Annotated in this window: 24 protein-coding genes; 12 read left to right on the top strand and 12 right to left on the bottom strand. The window is 63.2% G+C overall.

Features of this window, described 5'->3' with window-relative positions:
- Positions 1-12: 12 nt before the first annotated feature.
- The 3 genes from EA795_RS05805 (at position 13) to EA795_RS05815 (ending at position 2654) form a co-directional block, all read left to right on the top strand.
- A complete protein-coding gene (locus EA795_RS05805) occupies positions 13-345 on the top strand; it encodes a cupredoxin domain-containing protein (RefSeq protein WP_014853963.1) in 333 nt (110 codons plus the stop codon).
- A 78-nt stretch (positions 346-423) separates the two neighbouring features.
- Positions 424-1281, top strand: coding sequence for an FTR1 family iron permease (locus EA795_RS05810; RefSeq protein WP_122076107.1), 858 nt, complete (start codon positions 424-426; stop codon positions 1279-1281).
- Positions 1278-2654 (top strand): 4Fe-4S binding protein, encoded by a 1377-nt coding sequence (locus EA795_RS05815; RefSeq protein ID WP_122076109.1) that lies wholly within the window; start codon positions 1278-1280, stop codon positions 2652-2654. Before EA795_RS05810 ends, EA795_RS05815 begins: the two co-directional genes overlap by 4 nt.
- 27 nt (positions 2655-2681) lie before the next feature.
- Here EA795_RS05815 and EA795_RS05820 read toward each other — a convergent pair whose 3' ends face one another.
- From EA795_RS05820 to EA795_RS05830, 3 genes are all read right to left on the bottom strand, one after another.
- Positions 2682-3377, bottom strand: coding sequence for an anaerobic ribonucleoside-triphosphate reductase activating protein (locus EA795_RS05820; protein ID WP_058076937.1), 696 nt, complete (start codon positions 3375-3377; stop codon positions 2682-2684).
- Positions 3374-3538, bottom strand: a complete 165-nt coding sequence (nrdD, locus tag EA795_RS05825; protein ID WP_014853967.1) for an anaerobic ribonucleoside-triphosphate reductase — start codon at positions 3536-3538, stop codon at positions 3374-3376. Before nrdD ends, EA795_RS05820 begins: the two co-directional genes overlap by 4 nt.
- A gap of 218 nt (positions 3539-3756) precedes the next feature.
- Entirely contained in the window at positions 3757-5754 is a 1998-nt protein-coding gene (locus tag EA795_RS05830; protein WP_122076112.1) for a ribonucleoside triphosphate reductase, read from the bottom strand.
- Positions 5755-5990: 236 nt separating this feature from the next.
- Here EA795_RS05830 and EA795_RS05835 point away from each other — a divergent pair, with 236 nt between their 5' ends.
- On the top strand, positions 5991-6668 hold the full coding sequence (locus EA795_RS05835; RefSeq protein ID WP_014853969.1) for a Crp/Fnr family transcriptional regulator: 678 nt from the start codon (positions 5991-5993) through the stop codon (positions 6666-6668).
- Between the two features lie 98 nt (positions 6669-6766).
- Positions 6767-7201, top strand: a complete 435-nt coding sequence (locus EA795_RS05840; RefSeq protein WP_014853970.1) for a putative zinc-binding protein — start codon at positions 6767-6769, stop codon at positions 7199-7201.
- Between the two features lie 71 nt (positions 7202-7272).
- Here the strand turns inward: EA795_RS05840 and ubiT are convergent, their stop codons facing one another.
- Genes ubiT through ubiU form a run of 3 tightly spaced genes read right to left on the bottom strand, consistent with a single transcriptional unit; the run spans position 7273 to position 9664 of the window.
- Positions 7273-7764 carry a ubiquinone anaerobic biosynthesis accessory factor UbiT gene (gene ubiT, locus EA795_RS05845; RefSeq protein ID WP_014853971.1) on the bottom strand — a complete coding sequence of 164 codons (492 nt, stop codon included), beginning with the start codon at positions 7762-7764 and terminating at the stop codon, positions 7273-7275.
- Positions 7758-8648: a U32 family peptidase gene (locus EA795_RS05850; protein WP_122076114.1), complete on the bottom strand. Its 891-nt coding sequence runs from the start codon at positions 8646-8648 to the stop codon at positions 7758-7760. The genes ubiT and EA795_RS05850 overlap by 7 nt, the downstream gene beginning before the upstream one ends.
- Positions 8649-8668: 20 nt before the next feature.
- Positions 8669-9664, bottom strand: a complete 996-nt coding sequence (gene ubiU / locus EA795_RS05855; protein ID WP_058076185.1) for a ubiquinone anaerobic biosynthesis protein UbiU — start codon at positions 9662-9664, stop codon at positions 8669-8671.
- A 300-nt stretch (positions 9665-9964) separates the two neighbouring features.
- On the opposite strand from ubiU, the gene rsmA reads away from it, so the two are divergent.
- The 7 genes from rsmA (at position 9965) to EA795_RS05890 (ending at position 17452) form a co-directional block, all read left to right on the top strand.
- Positions 9965-10768, top strand: coding sequence for a 16S rRNA (adenine(1518)-N(6)/adenine(1519)-N(6))-dimethyltransferase RsmA (gene rsmA / locus EA795_RS05860; protein ID WP_014853974.1), 804 nt, complete (start codon positions 9965-9967; stop codon positions 10766-10768).
- Between the two features lie 11 nt (positions 10769-10779).
- Positions 10780-11163 (top strand): Co2+/Mg2+ efflux protein ApaG, encoded by a 384-nt coding sequence (gene apaG, locus EA795_RS05865; protein WP_014853975.1) that lies wholly within the window; start codon positions 10780-10782, stop codon positions 11161-11163.
- On the top strand, positions 11160-11984 hold the full coding sequence (locus EA795_RS05870; RefSeq protein ID WP_058076183.1) for a symmetrical bis(5'-nucleosyl)-tetraphosphatase: 825 nt from the start codon (positions 11160-11162) through the stop codon (positions 11982-11984). Before apaG ends, EA795_RS05870 begins: the two co-directional genes overlap by 4 nt.
- Complete coding sequence (gene glpE, locus EA795_RS05875; RefSeq protein ID WP_122076116.1) at positions 11981-12307, top strand: thiosulfate sulfurtransferase GlpE; 327 nt, start codon at positions 11981-11983, stop codon at positions 12305-12307. Before EA795_RS05870 ends, glpE begins: the two co-directional genes overlap by 4 nt.
- A gap of 273 nt (positions 12308-12580) precedes the next feature.
- Positions 12581-14503, top strand: coding sequence for a PrkA family serine protein kinase (locus EA795_RS05880; protein WP_014853978.1), 1923 nt, complete (start codon positions 12581-12583; stop codon positions 14501-14503).
- Positions 14504-14596: 93 nt separating this feature from the next.
- A complete protein-coding gene (locus tag EA795_RS05885; protein ID WP_065983768.1) occupies positions 14597-15874 on the top strand; it encodes a YeaH/YhbH family protein in 1278 nt (425 codons plus the stop codon).
- A gap of 27 nt (positions 15875-15901) precedes the next feature.
- Entirely contained in the window at positions 15902-17452 is a 1551-nt protein-coding gene (locus tag EA795_RS05890; protein WP_122076118.1) for a SpoVR family protein, read from the top strand.
- Positions 17453-17499: 47 nt separating this feature from the next.
- On the opposite strand, the gene dnaB is transcribed toward EA795_RS05890, so the two are convergent.
- From dnaB to EA795_RS05920, 6 genes are all read right to left on the bottom strand, one after another.
- On the bottom strand, positions 17500-18894 hold the full coding sequence (dnaB, locus tag EA795_RS05895) for a replicative DNA helicase (protein WP_014853981.1): 1395 nt from the start codon (positions 18892-18894) through the stop codon (positions 17500-17502).
- Between the two features lie 158 nt (positions 18895-19052).
- Entirely contained in the window at positions 19053-19499 is a 447-nt protein-coding gene (gene rplI, locus EA795_RS05900) for a 50S ribosomal protein L9 (RefSeq protein ID WP_014853982.1), read from the bottom strand.
- A 21-nt stretch (positions 19500-19520) separates the two neighbouring features.
- Positions 19521-20414: a hypothetical protein gene (locus EA795_RS05905; protein WP_058076930.1), complete on the bottom strand. Its 894-nt coding sequence runs from the start codon at positions 20412-20414 to the stop codon at positions 19521-19523.
- Positions 20415-20449: 35 nt separating this feature from the next.
- Positions 20450-20680, bottom strand: a complete 231-nt coding sequence (gene rpsR, locus EA795_RS05910; RefSeq protein ID WP_014853984.1) for a 30S ribosomal protein S18 — start codon at positions 20678-20680, stop codon at positions 20450-20452.
- 28 nt (positions 20681-20708) lie between these two features.
- Positions 20709-21128, bottom strand: a complete 420-nt coding sequence (gene rpsF, locus EA795_RS05915; protein ID WP_014853985.1) for a 30S ribosomal protein S6 — start codon at positions 21126-21128, stop codon at positions 20709-20711.
- A 175-nt stretch (positions 21129-21303) separates the two neighbouring features.
- A complete protein-coding gene (locus tag EA795_RS05920) occupies positions 21304-23469 on the bottom strand; it encodes a PAS domain-containing protein (protein ID WP_122076120.1) in 2166 nt (721 codons plus the stop codon).
- Positions 23470-23614 lie beyond the last annotated feature (145 nt).

Genomic DNA, 23614 nt, shown 5'->3' on the forward strand with positions numbered 1-23614 from the left:
CGGAGGCCAGCCATGCGACGCGTCCTGTTGCACCTGCTGCCCCTGTTCGTCGTCGGCTTTGCCGGCGGCGCCCAGGCTGGCCTGCCCACTTACGAGCTGACCATCCGCGACGGCCATTTCGAGCCGGCGACCCTGGAGGTGCCGGCCCGTCAGCGTTTCAAGATCATCATCAACAACGCCGGCAGCGGCCCGACCGAATTCGAGAGCACGCCGCTGCGAGTGGAAAAGGTCCTCTCGGCCGGCGTCACCTCGTTCGTCGTGATTCACCCGCTGAAACCGGGCCGCTATCCCTTCTTCGACGAGTTCCACATGGATCTTCCCGAAGGGGAAATCATCGCCAAGTAGTCCCTGTGGTCTGCACGGCCAGGGTCTCGATCTCGACAGACCGAACCCGCCATCAGGCCACCCAACAGGAGAAGCGCCATGGGCCAATCCATGTTCATCGTCTGGCGTGAAAGCGTCGAGGCCCTGCTGGTCATCGGCATTCTGCACGCCTGGCTGAGCCAGCAACCGGATAATCGCCATGCGTTGCGCATGCTCTGGGGTGGCGTGGCCGCCGGGCTTGGCCTGGCGACGCTGCTGGCCTGGGGCATTCTCAGCGCTGGCGACTGGCTGGCCGGCCCGGCGGGCGAATGGTTCCAGTGCGCCATGCTGCTGGTGGCCAGCCTGCTGATCCTGCAGATGGTCGGCTGGATGCATCACCACGGGCGCGACCTCAAGCGCAGCCTGATCGACAACGCCAGCGCACACCTGAGTCAGGGCAGCGGCATCGGCCTGCTGGTGCTGGCGATGCTCGCCGTGGCCCGCGAGGGGAGCGAGACGGTGGTGTTTCTCTATGGCATCGGCCATCAACAGCAAGGCACGGACCTGATGGGCTTCGCCATCGGCGGCGTGCTCGGCTTCGTCCTGGCGTTGCTCAGCTACGCCGCGCTGCAAGCCGGCAGCCGGCTGTTTTCCTGGAAGCGTTTCTTCAAGGTCAGCGAAGCCCTGTTGCTGCTGCTCGGCGCGGCCCTGCTGATGGCCGGGCTCGACCGCTTCAGCGGCCAGTTGATGGGCATGGACATTCCGGAAGTGTTCTACAGCCTCTTCGGCGATCCGCTCTGGGACACCTCCGCCCTGCTCGATGACGGCAGCACCCTGGGCAGCACCGTCGCGGGGCTCACCGGCTACCGCGCCATGCCATCGCTCGCCGCCGTGGTGCTGATGGGGCTGTACTGGCTGGCCGTCTGGGCCTGGTTGCGAGCGAAACCGGAGGCTCGTCTGGAGGCTCGCGTCGCATGATCACCAACGCTCCCTGGCTGGCGCGCGTCGGTAATCTGCTGCGCCAGCATGCCAAGGCCATCCGGCTGATCCAGTGGCTGGTAGTCGGCTTTTATCTGATCCTGCTGCTGGTGCCAGCCGTCCTCTCACTGCCGCCGTCCGAGGCGCGCATGCTCGACAACATCACGGTGTTCGCCCAGTTCCTGTTCTGGGGGCTATGGTGGCCCTTCGTGCTGCTGTCGATGGTGTTCTTCGGCCGTCTCTGGTGCGGCGTGCTCTGTCCGGAAGGCTCGCTCAGCGAATGGATCAGCTGGCGCGGGCTGAACAAGGGCACACCGCGCTGGATCCGCTGGAGCGGCTGGCCGACCGTCGCCTTCATTCTGACCACCGTCTACGGCCAGCTGATCAGCGTGTACGACTATGGCCGGGCCGCAGCGCTGATTCTCGGCGGCTCGACCGTGGCCGCGATGCTGGTGGGCTTTCTCTACGGACGTGGCAAGCGCGTCTGGTGCCGGCATCTGTGCCCGGTGAGCGGCGTGTTCAGCCTGCTCGCGCGCCTGGCGCCGGTCCACTACAAGGTGGACGAGGAGCGCTGGCAGGCCAATCAGGGGCCGCACCTGCCCACGCCAAACTGCGCGCCGCTGATCGACATCCGCCGCATGCAAGGCAACAGCGACTGCCATGCCTGCGGTCGCTGCAGCGGCCAGCGCGGTGCCGTCGCGCTGAGCGCACGCTCGCCCAACCAGGAAATCCTCATCGTCGGCAACCCGCCACAACATGGCCACTGGGACAGTACCTTGCTGCTGTTCGGCATGATCGGCCTGGCGATGGGCGCCTTCCAGTGGACGGTCAGCCCCTGGTTCATCACGCTCAAGCAGACCGCCGCCGAATGGCTGGTGGATCGCGATATCTTCTGGCCGCTCGAAGCCAACGCGCCCTGGTGGCTGCTGACGCACTATCCGCAGGCCAACGATGCCTTCAGCTGGCTCGATGGCGCGGCGATCCTGAGCTATATCGGCGCCAGTTCGCTGGTGATCGGCGGCGCGCTCTGGTTGCTGCTGCGTGGCGCGGTACGCCTGATGAGCCGGGGCGACAACCTGTTCCACCACCTGGCGCTGACCTTGACGCCGCTCGGCGGGGCCGGGCTGTTTCTCGGCCTCTCGGCGACGACCATCAAGCTGCTGCGTTATGAAGGTTTCATCCTCGCCTGGGCGCAGCCAACCCGAGCGCTGATGCTGGCCGGCGCGGTCGCCTGGAGTCTCTACCTGGCCTGGCAGGTGATCAGCCGCCACGGCGCCAACGGCCTGCGCCGACTGACCGCCTTTGCCTGTGTAGGCCTGGGCACCGCGGTCGTCGGCTATGGTTGGTATCTGCAGTTCTGGGGCTGGAGCTGAGGTTCGCGGGATCGAGCCATGCCCTGCTCAACCGCGCAATACGAATGATGGAAACAGCTTGCCCATGCGCTCCCACAGACGCAGCTGATCATGGGGGGCGCGGCTGTCCGGCAGGCTCTCGTCGAGCATCCGAGCGGTGCGCACGCATTGCACGACGAAGCGTTCGACACCTTGCCTGCGCAGGCGCTGGGCCATCTGCCAGAGCCGATCGGCATCGAACAGGTGCCAGTGCACGGTGGTGCGGCATTCATGGGCGACGCCGCTGTCGAGCAGATGCTCGAGGCTTTTCCAGTTGGCTTGGCCGCTTCCCTCCACACCGGTGATCAGTGTGCTGTGCTCCGGCAGGGCCTTGATGTCGAAACCCACCCAGTCCACCAGCGGCAGTACCTGGCGAAACAGCCTGGGTTTGATCCCGGCACTGTGCAGGCCGACCTTGAAGCCCATGGCGCGTACCTGGGCAATCGCCTCGGGCAAGGCCAGTTGCAGGGTCGGTTCACCGCCGCTGAAGACGACCGCCTCGAGCAGGCCGACGCGCTGTTTCAGGAAGTCGATAATTTCCTCCCAGGGTCTTTCCTGCGCGCCGCAGGCCGGGATCAGCTGCGGATTGTGACAGTAGCGACAGCGCCAGCCACAACCCTGGCAGAACAGCACGCAGGCCAGGTGATCGGGAAAATCCAGAGTGGTCAGGGGGACCAGCCCCCCGACCCGCAGGTTTGCCGTCACGCCGCAGCGACCCGGGCAGCAGCCTCGGTGAAGTGCTGACGCTCCTGGTGCTCGGACTGCTTGCCGGGATTGAACGCGGCGACCGGGCGGTGATACCCCATGACGCGGGTCCAGACTTCGCAGCGCTGGCGTTGGGCTTCGGGCAGTTGGCTGGCTTTCATATGTGGCTCCTTCAATAACGGATGGGTGAAACATTGATCGCTCCTACGCTCTGCGTGGGAACGCTGGTCACGACGCTCCGCGTCGTTGGGACGCGGAGCGTCCCGCTGCAGGTCCCCACGCGGGAGCGTAGGAACCATCTTCGAATCGGTGCATGGCTGGTTCGCGAGCAAGGACTCGGCGTCCCCCTCGCTCCTACACGATCAGGCCGGGTGCTTTTTTAATCCTGCTGTTTGGCCAGCAGCGTCTCGTCGCATTTCGGGCAGAACTCGTGCTCACCGGCCAGGTAACCGTGCACGGGGCAGATGGAGAATGTCGGGGTGACCGTCAAATAAGGCAGCCGGAAACGACCGAGCGCCTTGCGCACCAGGTTCTTGCAGGCCTGGGCCGACGAAATCTGCTCGGCCATGTACAGGTGCAGCACGGTGCCGCCGGTGTACTTGGTCTGCAGTTCGTCCTGCAGCGCCAGCGCCTCGAAGGGATCGTCGGTGAAGCCCACCGGCAGCTGCGAGGAGTTGGTGTAGTACGGCGCCTCGGCCGTGCCCGCCTGGAGGATGTCCGGGAAGCGCTTGCGGTCTTCCTTGGCGAAGCGGTAGGTGGTGCCTTCGGCCGGCGTGGCTTCGAGGTTGTAGAGATGGCCGGTTTCTTCCTGGAAGCGCACCAGCACTGCCCGCACATGGTCCAGCAGCTCGATGGCCAGGGCGCGGCCGGCCGGCGTGTGCAGGCCTTCGGCGTCCTCGGTGAAATTGCGGACCATCTCGTGCAGGCCGTTCACGCCGATGGTGGAGAAGTGATTGCGCAGCGTGCCCAGGTAGCGCTTGGTGTAGGGATAGAGCCCGGCATCCATGTGATGCTGGATGACCTTGCGCTTGACCTCGAGGCTTTCCTTGGCCATTTCCAGCAGCGCATCGAGGTGCTCGTACAATCCGCGGCGATCACCCTGATGCAGGTAGCCCAGGCGCGCGCAGTTGATGGTCACCACGCCGAGCGAGCCGGTCTGCTCGGCGGAGCCGAACAGACCGCCGCCACGCTTGAGCAGCTCGCGCACGTCCAGCTGCAGGCGGCAGCACATGGAGCGCACCTGGTTGGGCTGCATGTCCGAGTTGAGGAAGTTCTGGAAGTACGGCAGGCCGTAACGCGCCGTCATCTCGAACAGGCGGTCGGCGTTTTCGCTGTCCCAGGGAAAGTCGTGGGTGATGTTGTAGGTCGGAATCGGGAAGGTGAACACCCGGCCGAGGCCGTCGCCGGCCTGCATGACCTCTATATAGGCGCGGTTGATCAGCTCCATTTCCGCCTGCAGGTCGCCATAGGCGAAGGGCATCTCCTCACCGCCGATGTAGGGAATCTGCTCGCGCAGATCCTCCGGGCAGACCCAGTCGAAGGTCAGGTTGGTGAAGGGCGTCTGCGTGCCCCAGCGCGACGGCACGTTGAGGTTGTAGATGAACTCCTGGATGGCCTGGCGGATTTCGCCATAGCTCAGGTCGTCCTTGCGCACGAAAGGCGCCAGATAGGTATCGAAGGAGCTGAACGCCTGGGCGCCGGCCCACTCGTTCTGCAGCGTACCGAGGAAATTGACCATCTGCCCCAGCGCGCTGGACAGATGCTTCGGAGGCCCGGCCTCGACCCGTCCGGGAATGCCGTTGAAGCCCTCGTTGAGCAGCGAACGCAGCGACCAGCCGGCGCAGTAGCCGGCCAGCATGTCGAGGTCGTGGATATGCAGGTCGCCCTCGCGATGTGCGGTGCCGATCTCCGGACTGTAAACCTCGTCCAGCCAGTAGTTGGCCGTGACCTTACCGGACACGTTGAGAATCAGCCCGCCCAGCGAATAGCCCTGGTTGGCGTTGGCGCGCACGCGCCAGTCCTCGCGGGAGAGGTACTCGTTCATCGAGGAGGCGACATCGACGATGGCCTTGCGGTCGCGGCGCAGACGCCCATGCCGCTCGCGATAGACGATGTAGGCACGCGCAGTGGCGTAGTGTCCCGCCTCCATCAGCACCCGCTCGACGGTGTCCTGCACCAGCTCCACGTCCACGACCCGCCGCCGGAGTCGTGCCTGAATGCCCTCCGCCAACACCTGCGCCGTCGCGATATCGAATTCGCCCGTTGCGCTGCCCGCCGCCTCGATTGCCCGAGCGATCTTGTCGCGTTCAAAGGCCACCAGGCGCCCATCGCGCTTACGCAACGAAACCGGGTGTCTGTACTCTGCAAGTTCGCTCATTGCAACCCCATCACCATATATAGATTAAAAATAACCACCAGACACAAGATGATGTGCAATGTAGGGAATATGGCCGGATAACGAATTGACCATGGTCAATTTGGACGGGCTGTTTTTCGCGCCGTGGCCGGTCTACCTACGACGGGCGATCTTGTCTGGGATCAAGGAAGGATGGGCGCGCGATTTTCTAGGATGCAGCCTCGAACAATCCCGGTCCCGCGCCAGGGGAGGAAACCATGCTCACCGAAACATCCTTGATCGCGGAGCTGCGTCGTCATCACCTGTTCGCCCGGCTGCCCGAAGCCTCGCTGCAGGAGGTATGTGCTTCGGCCAATCTCAAGCGCTTGCCGGTCGGCGCAGCCCTGTTCCACCAGGGCGACAAGGCCGATCGCTTCTATTTCCTGTTCAGCGGCCAGGTGAAACTGCACCGGGTCGTCAGTGACGGCCAGGAGAAGCTGGTGGAAATCATTCGCCCCGGCGAGTCTTTCGCCGAAGCCCTGCTGTTCACCGGCGCACCCAACTATCCGGTCAGCGCCACGGCACTCAAGGCCAGCCTGGTAGCCAGCCTGCACGGCGCGCATTACCGCCGCATGCTCGAAGAACACCCGAGCATCTGCCTGGATATCCTGGCCACGCTCAGCATCCGACTGCACCAGCGCCTCAATGAAATCGACACCCTGACACTGGCCAACGCCAGCCACCGGGTGGTGCGTTTTCTGTACCAGGCCCAGGAAGGCGAAAGCGGCGTGGTTACGCTGGACGTGCCCAAGCGCCTGATCGCCTCGAAGCTGGGGATCCAGCCGGAAACCTTCTCGCGCATCCTGCATCGGTTGATCGACTCGGGCATGATCGCCGTGCAGCGACGACGCATCGAGATCCTCGACAGCAAGGGCCTGGCGGCCTATCAGGAATAGGCTGCGACCGATTGCCCCAGGGTTCTTGATTGCCGTCAACGCCCCCGGAAGGCTCGAGAGGAGATACTCGCCGGGTCAAATTGCCAGAGGAGAACGCCATGCCCAAGCCAACCACTCTGCCACTGGTGTACTCCTGCTCGGGCTGCTCCAACGTCGCGCAACTGGCCAACACCCTGGCCGTACGCCTGGATCGCGCCGGGCTGGCGGAAATGTCCTGCATCGCCGGGGTTGGCGGGCGGGTCAATTCGCTGGTCAACAAGGCCAACTCGGGCCGTCCCATCCTCGCCATCGACGGCTGCCCGCTGCACTGCGCGCGCGCCTGCCTGGCGCAACATGGGGTGACCGCCGACGTGCACATCACCCTCAGCAGCTACGGCTTGCGCAAGCGTTACCGCGAGGACTGCAGTGAAGACGAGACCAATCTGCTTTTCGAAGACATGAAGGGCATCATCGCCAGCGACCGCATGCGGCCCAAACCCCAGCAGAAGGCCAGCCACGGCGGAAAGAGCGTGCCCATGTCGCTGGTTCGCTGACAGCCCGAAGGCTCCGCAATCACCAAACACCCGCGCAAGCCTTCACGGCCGGCGCGGGATCGCCATATCCATCAAGTGGCCGACTGTGCCCGTCCGGCCTGCGCCACTTCTTCCCCGGCGCCCTGCAGCCCCTTCCACAGCCAGGCCGGAAGCATGTCCGGATCCAGGCTGTCGATCAGGTTCTTGATCGCCAGCCCCAGCTCGGTATCGCCCTCGATGACCAGGCGACGACGGAAGAACAGCGTATCCGGGTCTTCCTGACGGCTGGCCAGCAGCAGGAACTCGCGCCAGTTACCGCGGATGGTGACCTGCACCGGCGCCTGTTCGGCGATACGCAGGCGCTTGCGCTCGCAGGTCAGGCACCAGCCCAGTTTCAGGTCGACCACTTCCAGGCGCATCCAGCAACCCTCGAGGACCTCGAAGGCATCATCGGCCAGTGGCTCGGCGAACACATGATTCAGGCTGCGCTCGAGCGCCAGGCGCTGCAGCGCGAAGGGCATGCGTGCGGCCAGCGGCAGCAATCTTTCACCCAGGTGCAGCAGATGCGTGCGAGGCCTCAGCATAGTCCGGCCTCCTCGGCGCGCATCATGCCCGGCTGGCCATGCCAATAGCCGTTGCAGCCGTCCACGGCCAGTGGCGGCATGGCGCCGTTGCGCACCGCATCGAACGCCGCAACCACCTCGGGCATGCCCGCCGCACGCGGGCTCAGGCGCAACAGGTCGGCACCGCTGGCCTCGAGCGCCGGGTAATCGGCCAGCAAGTTGCTGACCGAGGCCGACATGGTCTGGATGCCATTGATGGTGAACAGGGCCTCACCCTCTTGGCTGAGCAGCGGAATACCCTCGGGGTAGTTCTGGCAGCAGAACTGGCAATCGTCCTTGGGGCGATTCTCCGCGCGGGCGGTAAAGCAACGCGCCGAATATGCCAGCGGCAGGTGCCCATAGGCGAAAATCTCGAGCTCCGGCATGGCCACATCCAACGTCGCCAGCTGCGCGCGGGCATCGCGAACCATCGCGCCGGAGATCTCCACCGGCGGCACCCAGCGACACATGCCGCTGCCCACCAGCTCCGCCAGGGCGTAGCCGTTGTAGAGGTTGAGCGCCGGACCACCGACGAAGGGCAGGCCCTTTTCCGACAGGTACTGCACCGCGCCCATGTCGTTGGCTTCCACCAGCAGCTCGCCGTTGTCGCACAGGCGACGCAGGCCGGACAGTTCGGACGCCGCCTCGACCAGCGTCAGCCCGGACAACACGATCTGTGCCGAGGATTCCTGGGCCAGGTCGCGACCCAGCCCGATCCAGTCGTCCAGGCTCATGGCGCGACGCTTGGAGCAGACGGTTTCGCCCAGGTAAATCACGTCCAGCGGCAGGCTGGCCATGTCGGCATAGAAGTCCAGCGTTTGCTGGCGGTCCCAGTAGAACAGCACGGGGCCGAGACTGAGTTTCATGGTTGATCCCCTTGGAAGAGTTACTGCCACGCCCGGTGATAAGCGCCCAGCGTGGTTTGCGAGCCTTCGGACAGGCCGTCCAGCGCCTCACGCCACGCCGGCTGCACGGCATAGCGCTGCGGCGCCTGCTGGTACGAATCCAGTGCGGTACGCCAGACCCGGGTGACCTGCTCGACATAGGCCGGGCTGCGCTGGCGCCCTTCGATCTTCACCGCCTTGACGCCGATCGCCTCCAGCTCGGGAATCAGGTCCAGGGTGTTCAGGCTGGTGGGCTCCTCCAGCGCGTGGAAACGCTGGCCGTTGACCATGAAGCGGCCCTTGCAGAGGGTCGGATAACCCGCCGACTCGCCCTCGGCATAACGGTCGATCAGGACATTATTGAGGCGTGAGGTCAGCCCTTCGGGCTCTTCGCTCCAGCGCACCGCCTTGGCGGGCGAGCAGACGCCGCAGAGATTCGGCGACTCGCCCGTCAGGTAGGACGACAGGTGGCAACGCCCCTCGGCCATGATGCACAGGCTGCCGAAGGCGAACACCTCGATGGGCACCGGGCTGCTGGCCGCCACCTGCCTGACCTGCTTGAGCGAAAGCACGCGCGGCAACACGGCGCGCGTGATGCCGTAGCGCTCGCGATAGAAGCCCAGCGATGCGGCATTGGTGGCCGAGCCTTGAACCGAGAGGTGCAGCCTGAGTTTCGGATGCCGTTTGCTGGCATAGCCGAGCACACCGGGATCGGCGGCAATCAGCGCATCGACCCCCAGGTCGGCGGCCTGGTCGACGGCCCGCTGCCAGCGAGCCCAGCCAGCCGGTTGCGCGTAGGTATTGACGGCGATGTACAGCTGGCGTCCTTTTTCGCGGATTAGCTGCAGGCCCTTGTCGAGCTGTTTGTCATCCATGTTCAGGCCCGCGAAATGGCGGGCGTTGGTGTCGTCTCGAAAACCGACATAAATGGCATCGGCGCCCTGCTGGACGGCGGCCTTGAGCGCGGGCAGGCTTCCTGCCGGGCAGACCAGTTGCATGGCAACTCCTGAACATTCGGATTCGTGCGCGCCGGCGATGACAGCGGCGCGCTCTGGAGGCTGAAAGGAAAACAGCCGGCAGTCTAGGCAGATGCCCCATGGCGGACATTGATGAGCGTCAAGGCGCGTTTGCCCCTGAAGTGGCGTAGGGCCGAACTTGTTCGGCCAGGGGCCTACGGGAGGCCGAACAAGTTCGGCCCTACGAATCGGCCCGTTTTTTACTGCCCTCGCCTGCTAAAATGCGCGCCTTATCCGCATCCAGCTTCAAGCCTCGAGCTTCAAGCTGCTTTGGAGCTTTCGATGTCCGACTACCAGCACCGCGCGCGCAAGCGTTTCGGTCAGAACTTTCTTCACGATGCCGGTGTGATCGACCGGATCCTGAGGGCCATACATGCCAAGCCGGGCGAGCAGCTCGTCGAGATCGGCCCGGGCCAGGGCGCGCTCACCGAAGGCCTGCTGGGCAGCGGGGCGAACCTCAATGTGGTGGAGCTGGATCTCGACCTGATCCCCATCCTGCAGGGCAAGTTCGCCGGCCATGAGAACTTTTCGCTGCATCAGGGCGATGCGCTGAAATTCGATTTCGCTCGACTGAGCGAGACGCCCGGCAGCCTGCGGGTGGTCGGCAACCTGCCCTACAACATTTCCACGCCGCTGATCTTCCACCTGCTCGACCATGCCCGGCTGATCCGCGACATGCATTTCATGCTGCAGAAGGAAGTCGTCGAGCGCCTGGCCGCACAGCCCGGCGGTGGCGACTGGGGCCGGCTGTCGATCATGGTGCAGTACCACTGCCGCGTGGAGCATCTGTTCAACGTCGGACCGGGCGCCTTCAACCCGGCGCCCAAGGTGGATTCGGCCATCGTCCGGCTGGTGCCGCACGAGGTGCTGCCGCATCCGGCGCGCGACCATCGCCTGCTGGAAAACCTCGTGCGCCAGGCGTTCAGCCAGCGCCGCAAGACCCTGCGCAACACGCTCAAGGGCATGCTGGATGCCCAGGCCATCGAGGCCGCCGAAGTCGATGGCAGCCAGCGCCCCGAGCAGCTGGACCTGGCCGCCTTCGTCCGCCTGTCCGATCAACTCTTCGCTCGTACCGAGCAAGCCTAGCGAGCAGAACCATGCCTGAAGATCTCCGCTACCGGATCGACGTCAGCGTCACGCCCCAGTACCTGCCCGAGCAGTCGCAGCCGGAACAAAGCCGCTATGCCTTTGCCTACAGGGTAACCATCGAAAACAAGGGCCAGCTCTCGGCACAGCTGCTGTCGCGCCACTGGATCATCACCGACGGCGACGGGCAGGTGCAGGAAGTCCGCGGTGCCGGCGTGGTCGGCGAACAACCGCTGCTGGCGCCCGGCGAACAGCATGTCTACACCAGCGGCACCCTGATGAATTCCAGCGTCGGTACCATGCAGGGCAGCTACCAGATGCTGGCCGAGGACGGTCACAGCTTCGATGCGATCATCGCCCCTTTCCGCCTGGCCGTTCCCGGAGCACTGCATTGACCACCTACGCTGTCGGCGACCTGCAAGGTTGCCTGGAACCCCTTCGTTGCCTGCTGCAGCGGGTCGATTTCAGCCCGTCCCGTGATTGCCTGTGGCTGGCCGGCGATATGGTGAACCGCGGCCCGCAGTCGCTCGAGGCGCTGCGTTTCGTGCGCGACCTGGGCAGCTCGGCCGTCACGGTGCTGGGCAACCATGATCTGCACCTGCTGGCCGTGGCGCACGATATCGAGCGCCTGAAACGCGCCGATACGCTCAAGCCCATTCTCGATGCGCCCGATCGCACCGACCTGATCGACTGGCTGCGCCAGCAGAAACTCGTCCACCATGACGCCGAGCGCAAGGCCACCATGGTGCATGCCGGCATCCCGCCGCAGTGGACGCTGGAAAAGGCGCTCCGGCGTGCCGCCGAGGTCGAGCAGGTGCTGCGTGACGATGCCCTGCTGCTGCCCTTCCTGGACGGCATGTACGGCAACCAGCCCGCCAAGTGGGACAAGGACCTGCACGGTGTGCCACGCCTGCGGCTGATCACCAACTATTTCACCCGCATGCGCTTCTGCAAGGCCGACGGCACCCTGAACCTGGAGGCCAAGGAAGGCCTGGACAGCGCGCCGGCCGGATTCGCCCCCTGGTTCAGCCACCCGAACCGCAAGACCCGCGGCTGCAAGATCATCTTCGGCCACTGGGCGGCGCTGGAGGGCCAGTGCGACGAGCCGAACGTGTTCGCGCTGGATACCGGTTGCGTGTGGGGCAACTCGATGACCCTGATGAATCTCGACAGCGAAGAACTGCATCACTGCGATTGCGAGGCCAGAGCCAAATGAGCGATTTCAAACGCATCGGCGCCGAACAGGCGCAAAAACTGCGCAGCGAAGGCGGCGTCATCGTCGACATCCGCGATGCGCACAGCTTCGCCGAAGGGCACATTCCCGGCTCCACGCGCCTGGACAACCACTCGCTGCCCGACTTCATCGCCGCCGCCGATCTGGACCAGCCGTTGATCGTCAGCTGCTACCACGGCCACTCCAGCCAGAGCGCGGCCGCCTATCTGGCGCATCAGGGATTCTCGGACGTCTACAGCCTCGACGGCGGCTTCGAAGGCTGGCGCAACCAGTTCCCGCAGGACATCGAACGCGGTCAGCCGTAAAAAATAATTCCCCGCCAAGGCCGCAGGTGGCGCGGCCTTGAGCGGATGTTCCGACGAAACGCCGCGCTGAAAGCGCCACCGCCCCCTTGAATTCGCCGAATCCGAACTATCCTTGAGTCAAGGCCATCCAAGCAGGTGAAAGCCGGAAAAACGGCTACCGGGCCTCAGGTTTCGATCGTTAGGTGTTCGGGGGGACTCCACAGGCCGATCCTTGGCCGGCTCCAGAATGCCTGATGACAACACCGGCTCCGCGCATCGTCCGAGGTGAAGTCAATGAGCATTTTCAGCCATTTCCAGCAACGATTCGAAGCGACCCGCCAAGAGGAGTTCTCGCTCCAGGAATATCTCGATCTCTGCAAGGAAGACCGCAGCACCTATGCCACCGCAGCCGAGCGGTTGTTGATGGCCATTGGCGAACCCGAACTGGTCGACACCTCGACCGATCCTCGCCTGTCACGGATTTTTTCGAACAAGGTCATCCGCCGCTATCCGGCCTTCGAAGATTTCCACGGTATGGAAGATTGTATCGACCAGATCGTGTCCTACTTCCGCCATGCCGCCCAGGGCCTGGAAGAGAAGAAACAGATCCTCTACCTGCTCGGCCCGGTGGGTGGCGGCAAGTCCTCGCTGGCCGAGAAGCTCAAGCAGTTGATGGAGAAGGTGCCTTTCTACGCCATCAAGGGCTCGCCGGTGTTCGAGTCGCCGCTGGGGCTGTTCAACCCGGCCGAAGACGCGCAGATCCTCGAGGAGGACTACGGCATACCGCGGCGCTACCTCAATTCGATCATGTCGCCCTGGGCCACCAAGCGCCTGCAGGAGTTCGGCGGCGACATCAGTCAGTTCCGCGTGGTGAAGCTCTATCCCTCGATCCTCAACCAGATCGCCATTTCCAAGACCGAGCCGGGCGACGAGAACAACCAGGACATCTCCGCGCTGGTGGGCAAGGTGGATATCCGCAAGCTGGAAGAGTTTCCGCAGAACGATGCCGACGCCTACAGCTACTCGGGCGCACTGTGCCGGGCCAACCAGGGCCTGATGGAATTCGTCGAGATGTTCAAGGCGCCGATCAAGGTGCTGCATCCCTTGCTGACCGCCACCCAGGAAGGCAACTACAACAGCACCGAGGGCCTGGGCGCGATTCCCTACAGCGGCATCCTGCTGGCCCACTCCAACGAGTCGGAATGGCATACCTTCCGCAACAACAAGAACAATGAGGCCTTCATCGACCGCATCTACATCGTCAAGGTGCCCTACTGCCTGCGTGTGTCGGACGAGGTGAAGATCTACGACAAGCTGCTGTTCAACAGTTCGCTGTCCACCGCTCACTGCGCGCCGGATACGCTGAAGATGCTCGCTCAGTTCTCGGTGCTCTCGCGCCTGAAGGAACCGGAGAACTCCAACATCTACTCCAAGATGCGCGTCTACGACGGCGAGAACCTCAAGGACACTGACCCCAAGGCCAAGTCGATCCAGGAATACCGCGACACCGCGGGCGTCGACGAGGGAATGAACGGGTTGTCCACGCGCTTCGCCTTCAAGATCCTGTCCAAGGTGTTCAACTTCGACCCGCACGAGATCGCCGCCAACCCGGTGCATCTGCTCTACGTGCTGGAGCAGCAGATTGAGCAGGAGCAGTTCCCCGCCGAGGTACGCGAACGCTACCTGCGCTACCTCAAGGAATACCTGGCGCCGCGCTACGTCGAATTCATCGGCAAGGAAATCCAGACCGCCTACCTGGAGTCCTACAGCGAGTACGGCCAGAACATCTTCGACCGCTACGTGCTCTACGCCGACTTCTGGATTCAGGACCAGGAATACCGCGACCCGGAAACCGGCGAAATCCTCAATCGCATGGCCCTCAACGAGGAGCTGGAGAAGATAGAGAAACCCGCCGGCATCAGCAATCCGAAGGATTTCCGCAACGAGATCGTCAACTTCGTGCTGCGCGCCCGGGCCAATAACAACGGCAAGAACCCGTCCTGGCTCAGCTACGAGAAGCTGCGCGTGGTGATCGAGAAGAAGATGTTCTCCAACACCGAGGACCTGTTGCCGGTCATCAGCTTCAACGCCAAGGCAAGCAAGGAAGACCAGAAGAAGCACAACGACTTCGTCGTGCGCATGGTCGAGCGTGGCTACACGGAGAAACAGGTGCGCCTGCTCTCGGAATGGTATCTGCGGGTGCGTAAATCGCAGTAACCGAAAAGCCGCTCGGAGCTGGAGGCTGAAGGCTGGACAACAGAGCAGCACGTCGTCCGGCCCAGCCGCCAGCCCTCAGCCCGGAGGGCTCGCATGAGCTATGTGATCGACCGTCGCCTGAATGGCAAGAACAAGAGCACGGTGAACCGCCAGCGCTTTCTGCAGCGTTACCGTGGGCATATCAAGAAAGCGGTGGAGGAAGCCGTCAGCCGGCGCTCCATCACCGACATGGAGCATGGCGAGCAGATCAGCATTCCCGGTCGGGATATCGACGAGCCAGTGCTGCATCACGGTCGTGGCGGCCGCCAGACCATCGTTCACCCGGGCAACAAGGATTTCGTTGCCGGCGAGCGCATCCCCCGCCCTCAGGGCGGCGGGGGCGGCGGCGGTGCGGGCAAGGCCAGCAACAGCGGCGAAGGCATGGACGACTTCGTGTTCCAGATCACCCAGGAAGAGTTCCTCGACTTCATGTTCGAGGACCTGGAGCTGCCCAACCTGGTCAAACGCCACATCACTGGCGCCGATACGTTCAAGACGGTACGCGCCGGCATCAGCAGCGAAGGTAATCCATCACGTATCAACATCGTCCGCACCCTGCGCTCGGCCCATGCGCGGCGCATCGCCCTGTCCGGCAGCAGCCGTGCCAGCCTGCGCGAGGCCAAGGTCGAACTGGAGCGGCTCAAACGCGAAGAGCCGGACAATTTCAGCGATATCAAGACGCTCGAGCAGGAAATCGAGCGTCTGAGCGCGCGGATCAACCGGGTGCCCTTCCTCGACACCTTCGACCTGAAGTACAACCTGCTGGTCAAGCACCCCAACCCCAGCTCGAAAGCCGTGATGTTCTGCCTGATGGACGTCTCGGGCTCGATGACACAGGCCACCAAGGACGTCGCCAAGCGCTTCTTCATCCTCTTGTACCTGTTCCTCAAGCGGAACTACGACAAGATCGACGTGGTGTTCATCCGCCATCACACCAGTGCCAAGGAAGTCGACGAGGAGGAGTTCTTCTACTCGCGGGAAACCGGCGGCACCATCGTCTCCAGCGCGCTGAAGATGATGCAGGAGATCATGGCCGAACGTTATCCGGCCAACGAATGGAACATTTATGCCGCGCAGGCTTCCGATGGCGATAACTGGAACGATGATTCGCCCCTGTGCCGTGACATCCTGGTCAACCAGATCATGCCGCAGATGCAGTATTTCACTTACGTGGAAATCACCCCGCGTGAGCATCAGGCGCTCTGGTACGAATACAACCAGGTGGCCGAAGCCTTCCCCGAAAGCTTCGCCCAGCAACAACTGGTCAGCGCGGCGGACATCTACCCGGTGTTCCGCGAACTGTTTCAGCGAAGGATGGACAGGGTCGGCTGAGGCCTAACTGATCGAGGGGTATGCCGCATGAAACGACAGCCGATTTCCACCGGCTCGGAATGGACCTTCGACCTGATTCGCGCTTACGACCGCGAGATCGGTCGCATCGCCGAAGGCTACGCGCTGGATACCTACCCCAACCAGATCGAAGTGATCACCGCCGAACAGATGATGGACGCCTATGCCTCGGTGGGCATGCCGCTGGGCTATCACCACTGGTCCTACGGCAAGCACTTCCTCAGCACCGAGAAATCCTACACGCGCGGGCAGATGGGGCTGGCCTACGAAATCGTGATCAATTCGGACCCCTGCATCGCCTACCTGATGGAAGAGAACACCATCACCATGCAGGCCCTGGTGATCGCCCACGCCAGCTACGGACACAACAGCTTCTTCAAGGGCAACTACCTGTTCCGCACCTGGACTGACGCCAGTTCGATCATCGATTACCTGGTCTTCGCCAAGCAGTACATCATGCAGTGCGAGGAGCGCCACGGCATCGAGGCCGTGGAAGACCTGCTCGACTCTTGTCACGCGCTGATGAACTACGGCGTCGACCGCTACAAGCGCCCCTACCCCATCTCCGCCGAGGAGGAACGGCGACGGCAAAAGGATCGCGAGGCGCACCTGCAACGGCAGATCAACGACCTCTGGCGGACCATCCCCAAGCTTGGCGACAAGGATGACGAGCGCGAGCGCGATACGCGCTTCCCGGCCGAGCCGCAGGAAAACATTCTCTATTTCGTGGAGAAGCACGCGCCGTTACTGGAGCCCTGGCAGCGCGAGATCGTGCGCATCGTGCGCAAGATCGCCCAGTACTTCTACCCGCAGCGCCAGACCCAGGTCATGAACGAAGGCTGGGCGACCTTCTGGCACTACACGCTGCTCAACGATCTGTACGACGAGGGGCTGGTAACCGACGGCTTCATGATGGAGTTCCTGCAATCCCACACCAGCGTGATCTACCAGCCAGGCTTCGACAGCCCTTATTACAGCGGCATCAACCCCTACACGCTGGGCTTTGCGATGTACCAGGACATCCGCCGCATCTGCGAGAACCCCACCGAGGAGGATCGCCGCTGGTTCCCGGACATCGCCGGCAGCGACTGGCTGACCACGGTGAAGTTCGCCATGCAGAACTTCAAGGACGAGAGTTTCATCCTGCAGTTCCTCTCGCCCAAGGTGATCCGCGACCTGAAACTGTTCAGCATTCTCGACGATGATCACAAGGACGAACTGCTGGTACCGGCGATCCACGACGAGAGCGGCTATCACACCATTCGCGAGCTACTGGCGGCGCAATACAACCTGGGCAACCGCGAGCCCAACGTACAGGTCTGGAGCGTGGACCGCCGCGGCGATCGGTCACTGACCCTGCGCCACCAGCAGCACGACCGCAAGCCGCTGGGCAGCTCCACCGAAGAGGTGCTGAAGCACCTACATCGCCTCTGGGGCTTCGATGTGCACCTCGAATCCATGCAGGACGATGCGCTGGTCAGCCGTCACCACATCCCGCCCCGGCCCGAGACCGAAGGCGAAAGCAAGTTCCCCGGTATGAATTTCGCGGCGACGAACTGACAGGTCGGGCGCTGCCCGACCTGCCGCAGGCCTAGCGGCCTTCGTCGTTACTCATCGTCGAACTGGTAGCTGCCCGGCGCCAGGTTCTCGAAGCGCGAGTACTTGCCAAGGAACGCCAGGCGCGTGGTGCCGATGGGGCCGTTCCGCTGTTTGCCGATGATGATTTCGGCAACGCCCTTGTATTCGGTTTCCGGGTGATAGACCTCGTCCCGGTAGACGAACATGATGATGTCGGCGTCCTGCTCGATGGCCCCCGATTCACGCAAGTCGGAGTTGACCGGACGCTTGTTGGGCCGCTGTTCCAGCGAGCGGTTGAGCTGCGACAGCGCCACCACCGGACAGTTGAATTCCTTGGCCAGGCCCTTCAGCGAGCGGGAAATCTCCGAAATCTCGTTGGTACGGTTGTCACCGCTGGAGCCCGGGATCTGCATCAGCTGCAGGTAGTCGACCATGATCATGCCGATCTCGCCATGCTCGCGTGCCAGGCGTCGGGTACGCGCGCGCATTTCCGAAGGCGAAATACCGGCGGTGTCGTCGATGAACAGCTTGCGATCGTTGAGCAGGTTGACCGCCGAGGTCAGCCGCGGCCAGTCGTCGTCGCTCAGCTTGCCGGTACGCACCTTGGTCTGGTCGATGCGTCCGAGCGACGCCAGCATACGAATCACGATGGAGTCGGCGGGCATTTCCAGCGAATAGACCAGAATCGCCTTGTCCGAGCGCAGCACGGCGTTTTCCACCAGGTTCATCGCGAAGGTCGTCTTACCCATGGAGGGGCGCCCCGCGACGATGATCAGGTCCGCCGGCTGCAGGCCGCTGGTGGCCTCGTCGAGATCGGTAAAGCCGGTGGACAGCCCGGTGATCGCCTCGCCGGCGTTGAACAGCGAGTCGATGCGATCGATGGCCTTGACCAGGATGTCATTGATACCGATGGGGCCGCCGGTCTTCGGCCGCGCCTCGGCGATCTGGAAGATCATCCGCTCGGCTTCGTCGAGGATTTCCTCGCCGGTCCGCCCCTGCGGCGCATAGGCGCTGTCGGCGATCTCGTTACTGATGCCGATCAGCTGGCGCAAGGTGGCGCGCTCGCGAATGATCTGCGCGTAGGCCTTGATGTTGGCCACCGAGGGCGTGTTCTTCGCCAGTTCGCCGAGATAGGCGAGGCCGCCCACCTGTGGCAGATGCCCTTCCTTGTCCAGTTGCTCGGACAGAGTCACCACGTCGAACGGCGAATTGCGCTCGGCCAGGGCGAAGATGGCACGGAAGATCAGCCGGTGGTCATGGCGATAGAAGTCGCCATCGGAAACCTGATCGAGCACCCGTTCCCAGGCGTTGTTATCCAGCATCAGGCCGCCGAGCACGGCCTGCTCGGCCTCGATGGAATGCGGCGGCACCTTGAGCGCGGCGGTTTCCAGATCGTATTGCTGGGGGATGCTGATGTCGTTCATGGCCACTCGTTACTTCTTCGGTATCCGTTGGTTTCGCGACAGGCGGAAACCATCGAATGCCCGGTATTCAGAAAGACAAAGGGCACGCTCCACTCGCATGGAAAGCGTGCCCGATGTTACTCGTCAGGTGCCAGCAGCACCAGACGAGAGACGGCGTTTCAGCCGGCTACGACGATCAGCTTGACGGTCGCTTCGACGTCGGTGTGCAGGTGCACGGCCACGTCGTATTCACCAACCTGACGGATGGTGCCGTTCGGCAGACGAACTTCGCTCTTGGCCACTTCGACGCCGGAGGCGGTCAGGGCATCGGCGATGTCGGCAGTACCGATGGAACCGAACAGCTTGCCCTCATCGCCTGCGGTAGCAGTGATGGTGACTTCCAGTTCGGCCAGCTGAGCGGCACGGGCTTCGGCAGAAGCCTTGCGCTCGGCAGCCGCTTTTTCCAGCTCGGCACGACGTGCTTCGAACTCGGCGATGTTGGCCGGCGTAGCAGCGGTGGCTTTGCGCTGGGGCAGCAGGTAGTTACGACCGTAGCCCGACTTGACGTTTACTTTGTCGCCCAGGTTGCCCAGGTTCGCGACTTTTTCCAGCAGGATGACTTCCATTTGAGTCTTACCTCTTAACTTTTAACCTTCACCGTTCGCAGGCCCTGCACCACCGTCAGGGGAGGCACGACCGCGAAAATCAAACAGACTGTCGACAATGGCCATTACGGCCAGTAACGGATAAACCAACTGCATGAACAGCACCAGCGTGACATAGAGCCCCACCAGCCAGAACCGAGACATCCGCTTCTGTGCGACTAGACCATGCACCAGCGCGGCGCCCGCGAATACCAGCGGCACGCTGCATATCGGAGCCAGCATCGCCATCTGCACGCCGATGCTGGGACCGAGCAACATACCGGCCAGTAACAACATCGCCAGCAGCGGCGACAGCCGCAACGCCCGGAACTCCTCGGCGAAGCCGCCCGGGTTGTACAGCAACGCCTGCCAGTAACGCCCCAGCATCAGGCTGAGCAACGTGACGATCTGCAGCAGAGCAGCGAGCAAACCGGTCAGGACGGGCGCCAGCAGCGATTCCAGCCGCGCCTGCTCTTCCGGTGAAAGCTGCTGATAGGCATCCGACAGCACACTCGGCAACGCCTTCTGCAACTCGCTGGCCAGAGCCGTGATCGACTCGCCAAACACCATGCCCAGTCCCCAGGCATACAACATCCCGAGGCCCACGCTGCACAACATCACACGAGGCCAGGAACCCTGGCTGCGCAACAGCAGCGCCAACGCCAGCGACCCGAGCAATACCAGCAAGGTCCGCGGATCGCCGAAATACCACCAGGCCAGAGCCGGCAACACACCCCAGCTCAGTACGCCCAGCGCATCGTTGAGGCCACGGCGCAGCAACACCAGGCTTCCTGCGGCGGCACTCAGCCAGAACAACATCGGCAACGCCGCCGCACCCGCCACCACGAAGATGGCCTGCATACGGCCGCGCATGATGTACTCAGCCAGGGCGCGCATGCGATCTATCCTTTACTTCTGTCGACCAAGCCCGATCAACGGCCGTGGCTGTCGGTGTAGGGCAGCAGGGCCAGGTAGCGGGCGCGCTTGATAGCGGTGGCCAGCTGACGCTGATAGCGTGCTTTGGTTCCGGTGATACGGCTGGGAACAATCTTGCCGGTTTCGGAAATGTAGGCTTTCAGAGTGTTCAGATCTTTGTAATCGATCTCTTTCACGTCTTCAGCGGTGAAACGGCAGAACTTACGACGACGGAAAAAACGTGCCATGAAATAGGCTCCTCAATAGATCCGGGGATTACTCGTCAGCGTTATCGCTGCTGTCACTGTCGCTGTCGTTGCCACCGGCATTGTCAGTTTCAGGACGGTCGCGACGCTCGCGGCGTTCGCTACGGTTTTCCTCAGCCTTGAGCATCTCGGACTGTTCGGTCACGGCTTCGTCGCGACGGATGATCAGGTTACGGATGACGGCGTCGTTGTAGCGGAAGTTGTCTTCCAGCTCGGCCAGTGCCTTGCCGCTGCACTCGACGTTCAGCATCACGTAGTGAGCCTTGTGCACGTTGTTGATGGCGTAAGCCAGCTGACGACGGCCCCAGTCTTCCAGGCGATGAATCTTGCCACCGTCTTCTTCGATCAGCTTGGTGTAACGCTCCACCATGCCGCCGACCTGCTCGCTCTGGTCCGGATGAACCAGAAAGATGATTTCGTAATGACGCATGATTGCTCCTTACGGGTTGCAGCCTGCCGCGAAATGCAGTCAGGCAAGGAGTGAATGACTTGTTTTCCTGCCCGTCGACAAGGCGCGCAAACGCCTGCCGGCCAGGCAAGGGGCGCCATTCTAGAGAAGGGCCGTCACGGGCGCAAGGCGCGCTGGTGAATATTTGACCAGTCCTTCAGCCACGCCGCGGCGCAAGTGCCCGCTCGGCCCGGAGGTTGTCGAGCAGCGTGCGGACCTGGTGGATGTCGTAGGGCTTGAGCATGGTGCGAAGGTCTCGCAGCCCCTCCCGGTGGACATCGACCGGATAGCCCGAGGCGATGACCACATCCACATCGGGATGGTGCTCCTGAGTCCGGCGTGCCAGCTCGATACCGCTCATGCCGGCAAGCCCGACATCCGTCAGCAACACATCGAACGAATGGCTTTCCAGCTGCTCGAGCGCAGTCTCCGCCGACTCGATGAGCGTCACCCGGTGGCCGAGCTCGCTCATGACCTCGCCCGTCAGCATGCGCAGCGTAGGATCGTCCTCGACGAACAGGATATCCAGGCCGGCAGACGGAGCGTCGACCGGGGCAGGCATCGCTGCCGAGGCACCGGTCGCCGATGCCGGTTCCGGTCGGACCTCACCAGATCCGACTGCCTCAGGATCGCGCGGCAGATAGAGATGCACGGCGGTTCCGCCCTGCTCTTCGCTTTCCAGAACGACGAAACCGCCGCTCTGCCGGACGAATCCGTACACCATGCTCAGGCCGAGGCCTGAGTTGCTTTCGTGCCGGGTGGTGAAATAAGGTTCGAACGCATGTGTCCGCACCTCGGAGCTCATGCCCGAGCCATCGTCGATCACGCTCAGCAATACGTAGTCGCCCGGCCCCGCATCTGACCATGCCGCCGCGCTGGCGGCGTCCAGCGTTCGATTGCGCGCCCGCAGCAGCAAGCTGCCGCCTCCCGACATGGCGTCGCGTGCATTGAAGGCGAGATTGAAAAGCACCGTCTGCAGATTGCCGACATCGGCAAAGACTGGCCACAGACCGGAATCGATATCCAGCTCCAGTCGAACACCGCTGCCCAGCGAGCCAGCCAGCAGGCCGCGCATCTCGTCGAGCATGCTCCCCAGCTCGATCTGCTGGGGCTGCAACGACTGACGACTGGCTACGGCGAGCAACTGCCGCGCCAGCTGAGCGCCCTTCTCGACGCCACTGACCGCCGACTCCAGGCGGCGTATGGCGGTTTCATCATGGCCCAGGCTGCGGCGAAGCAGCTGCAGGTTGCCGCCGATAATCTGCAGCATATTGTTGAAGTCGTGCGCGATCCCCCCGGTGAGCTTGCCAACCGCCTCGAGCCGCTGGGACTGCGCCAGGGCTGCTTCGGCGGTACGCCGCTCGGCCTCGCTCTGGAACAGCTCGCGCGTGCGCTCACGCACCCGCTCCTCCAGCCGCTCACGGTACTCCTGCAGCTCCATCTGGCTGCGCTGCTGCTCGGTCACATCGTTGCCCTGGACGAAGATTCCCGATACCTGACCATCGTTCTCGATGATCGGCTGGTAGATGAAATCGACAAAGACTTCTTCCTGCCCCATGCCGGGCTGTCGCTGCAGGAGTGCCCGCATACGCTTGCCGACATAGGCCTCGCCGGTTGCATAGACGTGATCGAGCAGACCAAGAAACGCCTGCCCCTCTACCTCGGGAAGCCCTTCGCGGACCGTCTTGCCGAACAACTGCCGGTTTCCGGTCAACCGCTGATACGCATCGTTGACGAACTCGAACACATGGTCGGGACCGCGCAGGAAGCAGATGAAGCCCGGCGCCTGGGCGAACAGCATGCGCATCCGATTGCCTTCGTCCTGCAGCGTCCTGGCCCGCCAGAGCACAGCGCCCTCGAGTTGCTGCACAGGCTGTTGACCGACGCCACTCTCGCGGAGCGAACCCGTGGCGGCGCTTTGCAACTCGGTGATGTCCATGGTGTGCTGCAAGATGGCGATGACTTCGCCGTGCTCATCGAGGATCGGCGTGTGCGTCGCGCTCCAGTAGCGATCCTGATGCTCGTGCGCGCGGGCGCCCTCCAGAGCGATGGAATAACGGATCACCGGCAGCGGATCGACGCTCTTGCGGCTGATGGCGCGCTCCAGGGAATCCAGCAGCTCTCGAACATGTGTCGCCTCGGGACGCTGAGGATCGACGGCGAATGCCTCATGCAGCCGCCGCCCGCGAATCGCCTCGAGCGAGCGCCCCGTCAACGCCAGGTACGCCGCGTTGGCATCGATGATGACCAGCTCTGGATCGAGCAGCACATAAGCATTGGGCGACAGACGAAACAGGCTCTCGAATGACGGGCGTTGCGGCATTACCACCTCCATGATGAGACCTTGCTCCGCGCGCGGCACTGACGGCCCGCTACGCCGTGGACGCCACGGGAGACGAACCGAACAAACGGGCAGACGTCGTGCAGATCATTGACCGCGAACCGCACAATTGGTTTAAGAGGCCGTT

It is taken from the genome of Stutzerimonas nitrititolerans, assembly GCF_003696285.1.
In the GTDB taxonomy this organism is placed as follows: domain Bacteria; phylum Pseudomonadota; class Gammaproteobacteria; order Pseudomonadales; family Pseudomonadaceae; genus Stutzerimonas; species Stutzerimonas nitrititolerans.

What these genes read in the sequence shown, in the direction of transcription:
- ubiT (WP_014853971.1), bottom strand. Translation starts at nt 7,764, where the DNA reads ATGCTGAGGCCTCGCACGCATCTGCTGCACCTGGGTGAAAGATTGCTG.
- EA795_RS05880 (WP_014853978.1), top strand. Translation starts at nt 12,581, where the DNA reads ATGAGCATTTTCAGCCATTTCCAGCAACGATTCGAAGCGACCCGCCAA.
- EA795_RS05920 (WP_122076120.1), bottom strand. Translation starts at nt 23,469, where the DNA reads ATGCCGCAACGCCCGTCATTCGAGAGCCTGTTTCGTCTGTCGCCCAAT.
- EA795_RS05830 (WP_122076112.1), bottom strand. Translation starts at nt 5,754, where the DNA reads ATGAGCGAACTTGCAGAGTACAGACACCCGGTTTCGTTGCGTAAGCGC.
- EA795_RS05805 (WP_014853963.1), top strand. Translation starts at nt 13, where the DNA reads ATGCGACGCGTCCTGTTGCACCTGCTGCCCCTGTTCGTCGTCGGCTTT.
- EA795_RS05905 (WP_058076930.1), bottom strand. Translation starts at nt 20,414, where the DNA reads ATGCGCGCCCTGGCTGAGTACATCATGCGCGGCCGTATGCAGGCCATC.
- nrdD (WP_014853967.1), bottom strand. Translation starts at nt 3,538, where the DNA reads ATGAAAGCCAGCCAACTGCCCGAAGCCCAACGCCAGCGCTGCGAAGTC.
- EA795_RS05810 (WP_122076107.1), top strand. Translation starts at nt 424, where the DNA reads ATGGGCCAATCCATGTTCATCGTCTGGCGTGAAAGCGTCGAGGCCCTG.
- EA795_RS05815 (WP_122076109.1), top strand. Translation starts at nt 1,278, where the DNA reads ATGATCACCAACGCTCCCTGGCTGGCGCGCGTCGGTAATCTGCTGCGC.
- ubiU (WP_058076185.1), bottom strand. Translation starts at nt 9,664, where the DNA reads ATGCAACTGGTCTGCCCGGCAGGAAGCCTGCCCGCGCTCAAGGCCGCC.
- EA795_RS05835 (WP_014853969.1), top strand. Translation starts at nt 5,991, where the DNA reads ATGCTCACCGAAACATCCTTGATCGCGGAGCTGCGTCGTCATCACCTG.
- EA795_RS05890 (WP_122076118.1), top strand. Translation starts at nt 15,902, where the DNA reads ATGAAACGACAGCCGATTTCCACCGGCTCGGAATGGACCTTCGACCTG.
- rplI (WP_014853982.1), bottom strand. Translation starts at nt 19,499, where the DNA reads ATGGAAGTCATCCTGCTGGAAAAAGTCGCGAACCTGGGCAACCTGGGC.
- rsmA (WP_014853974.1), top strand. Translation starts at nt 9,965, where the DNA reads ATGTCCGACTACCAGCACCGCGCGCGCAAGCGTTTCGGTCAGAACTTT.
- EA795_RS05840 (WP_014853970.1), top strand. Translation starts at nt 6,767, where the DNA reads ATGCCCAAGCCAACCACTCTGCCACTGGTGTACTCCTGCTCGGGCTGC.
- rpsF (WP_014853985.1), bottom strand. Translation starts at nt 21,128, where the DNA reads ATGCGTCATTACGAAATCATCTTTCTGGTTCATCCGGACCAGAGCGAG.
- dnaB (WP_014853981.1), bottom strand. Translation starts at nt 18,894, where the DNA reads ATGAACGACATCAGCATCCCCCAGCAATACGATCTGGAAACCGCCGCG.
- apaG (WP_014853975.1), top strand. Translation starts at nt 10,780, where the DNA reads ATGCCTGAAGATCTCCGCTACCGGATCGACGTCAGCGTCACGCCCCAG.
- EA795_RS05850 (WP_122076114.1), bottom strand. Translation starts at nt 8,648, where the DNA reads ATGAAACTCAGTCTCGGCCCCGTGCTGTTCTACTGGGACCGCCAGCAA.
- glpE (WP_122076116.1), top strand. Translation starts at nt 11,981, where the DNA reads ATGAGCGATTTCAAACGCATCGGCGCCGAACAGGCGCAAAAACTGCGC.
- EA795_RS05885 (WP_065983768.1), top strand. Translation starts at nt 14,597, where the DNA reads ATGAGCTATGTGATCGACCGTCGCCTGAATGGCAAGAACAAGAGCACG.
- rpsR (WP_014853984.1), bottom strand. Translation starts at nt 20,680, where the DNA reads ATGGCACGTTTTTTCCGTCGTCGTAAGTTCTGCCGTTTCACCGCTGAA.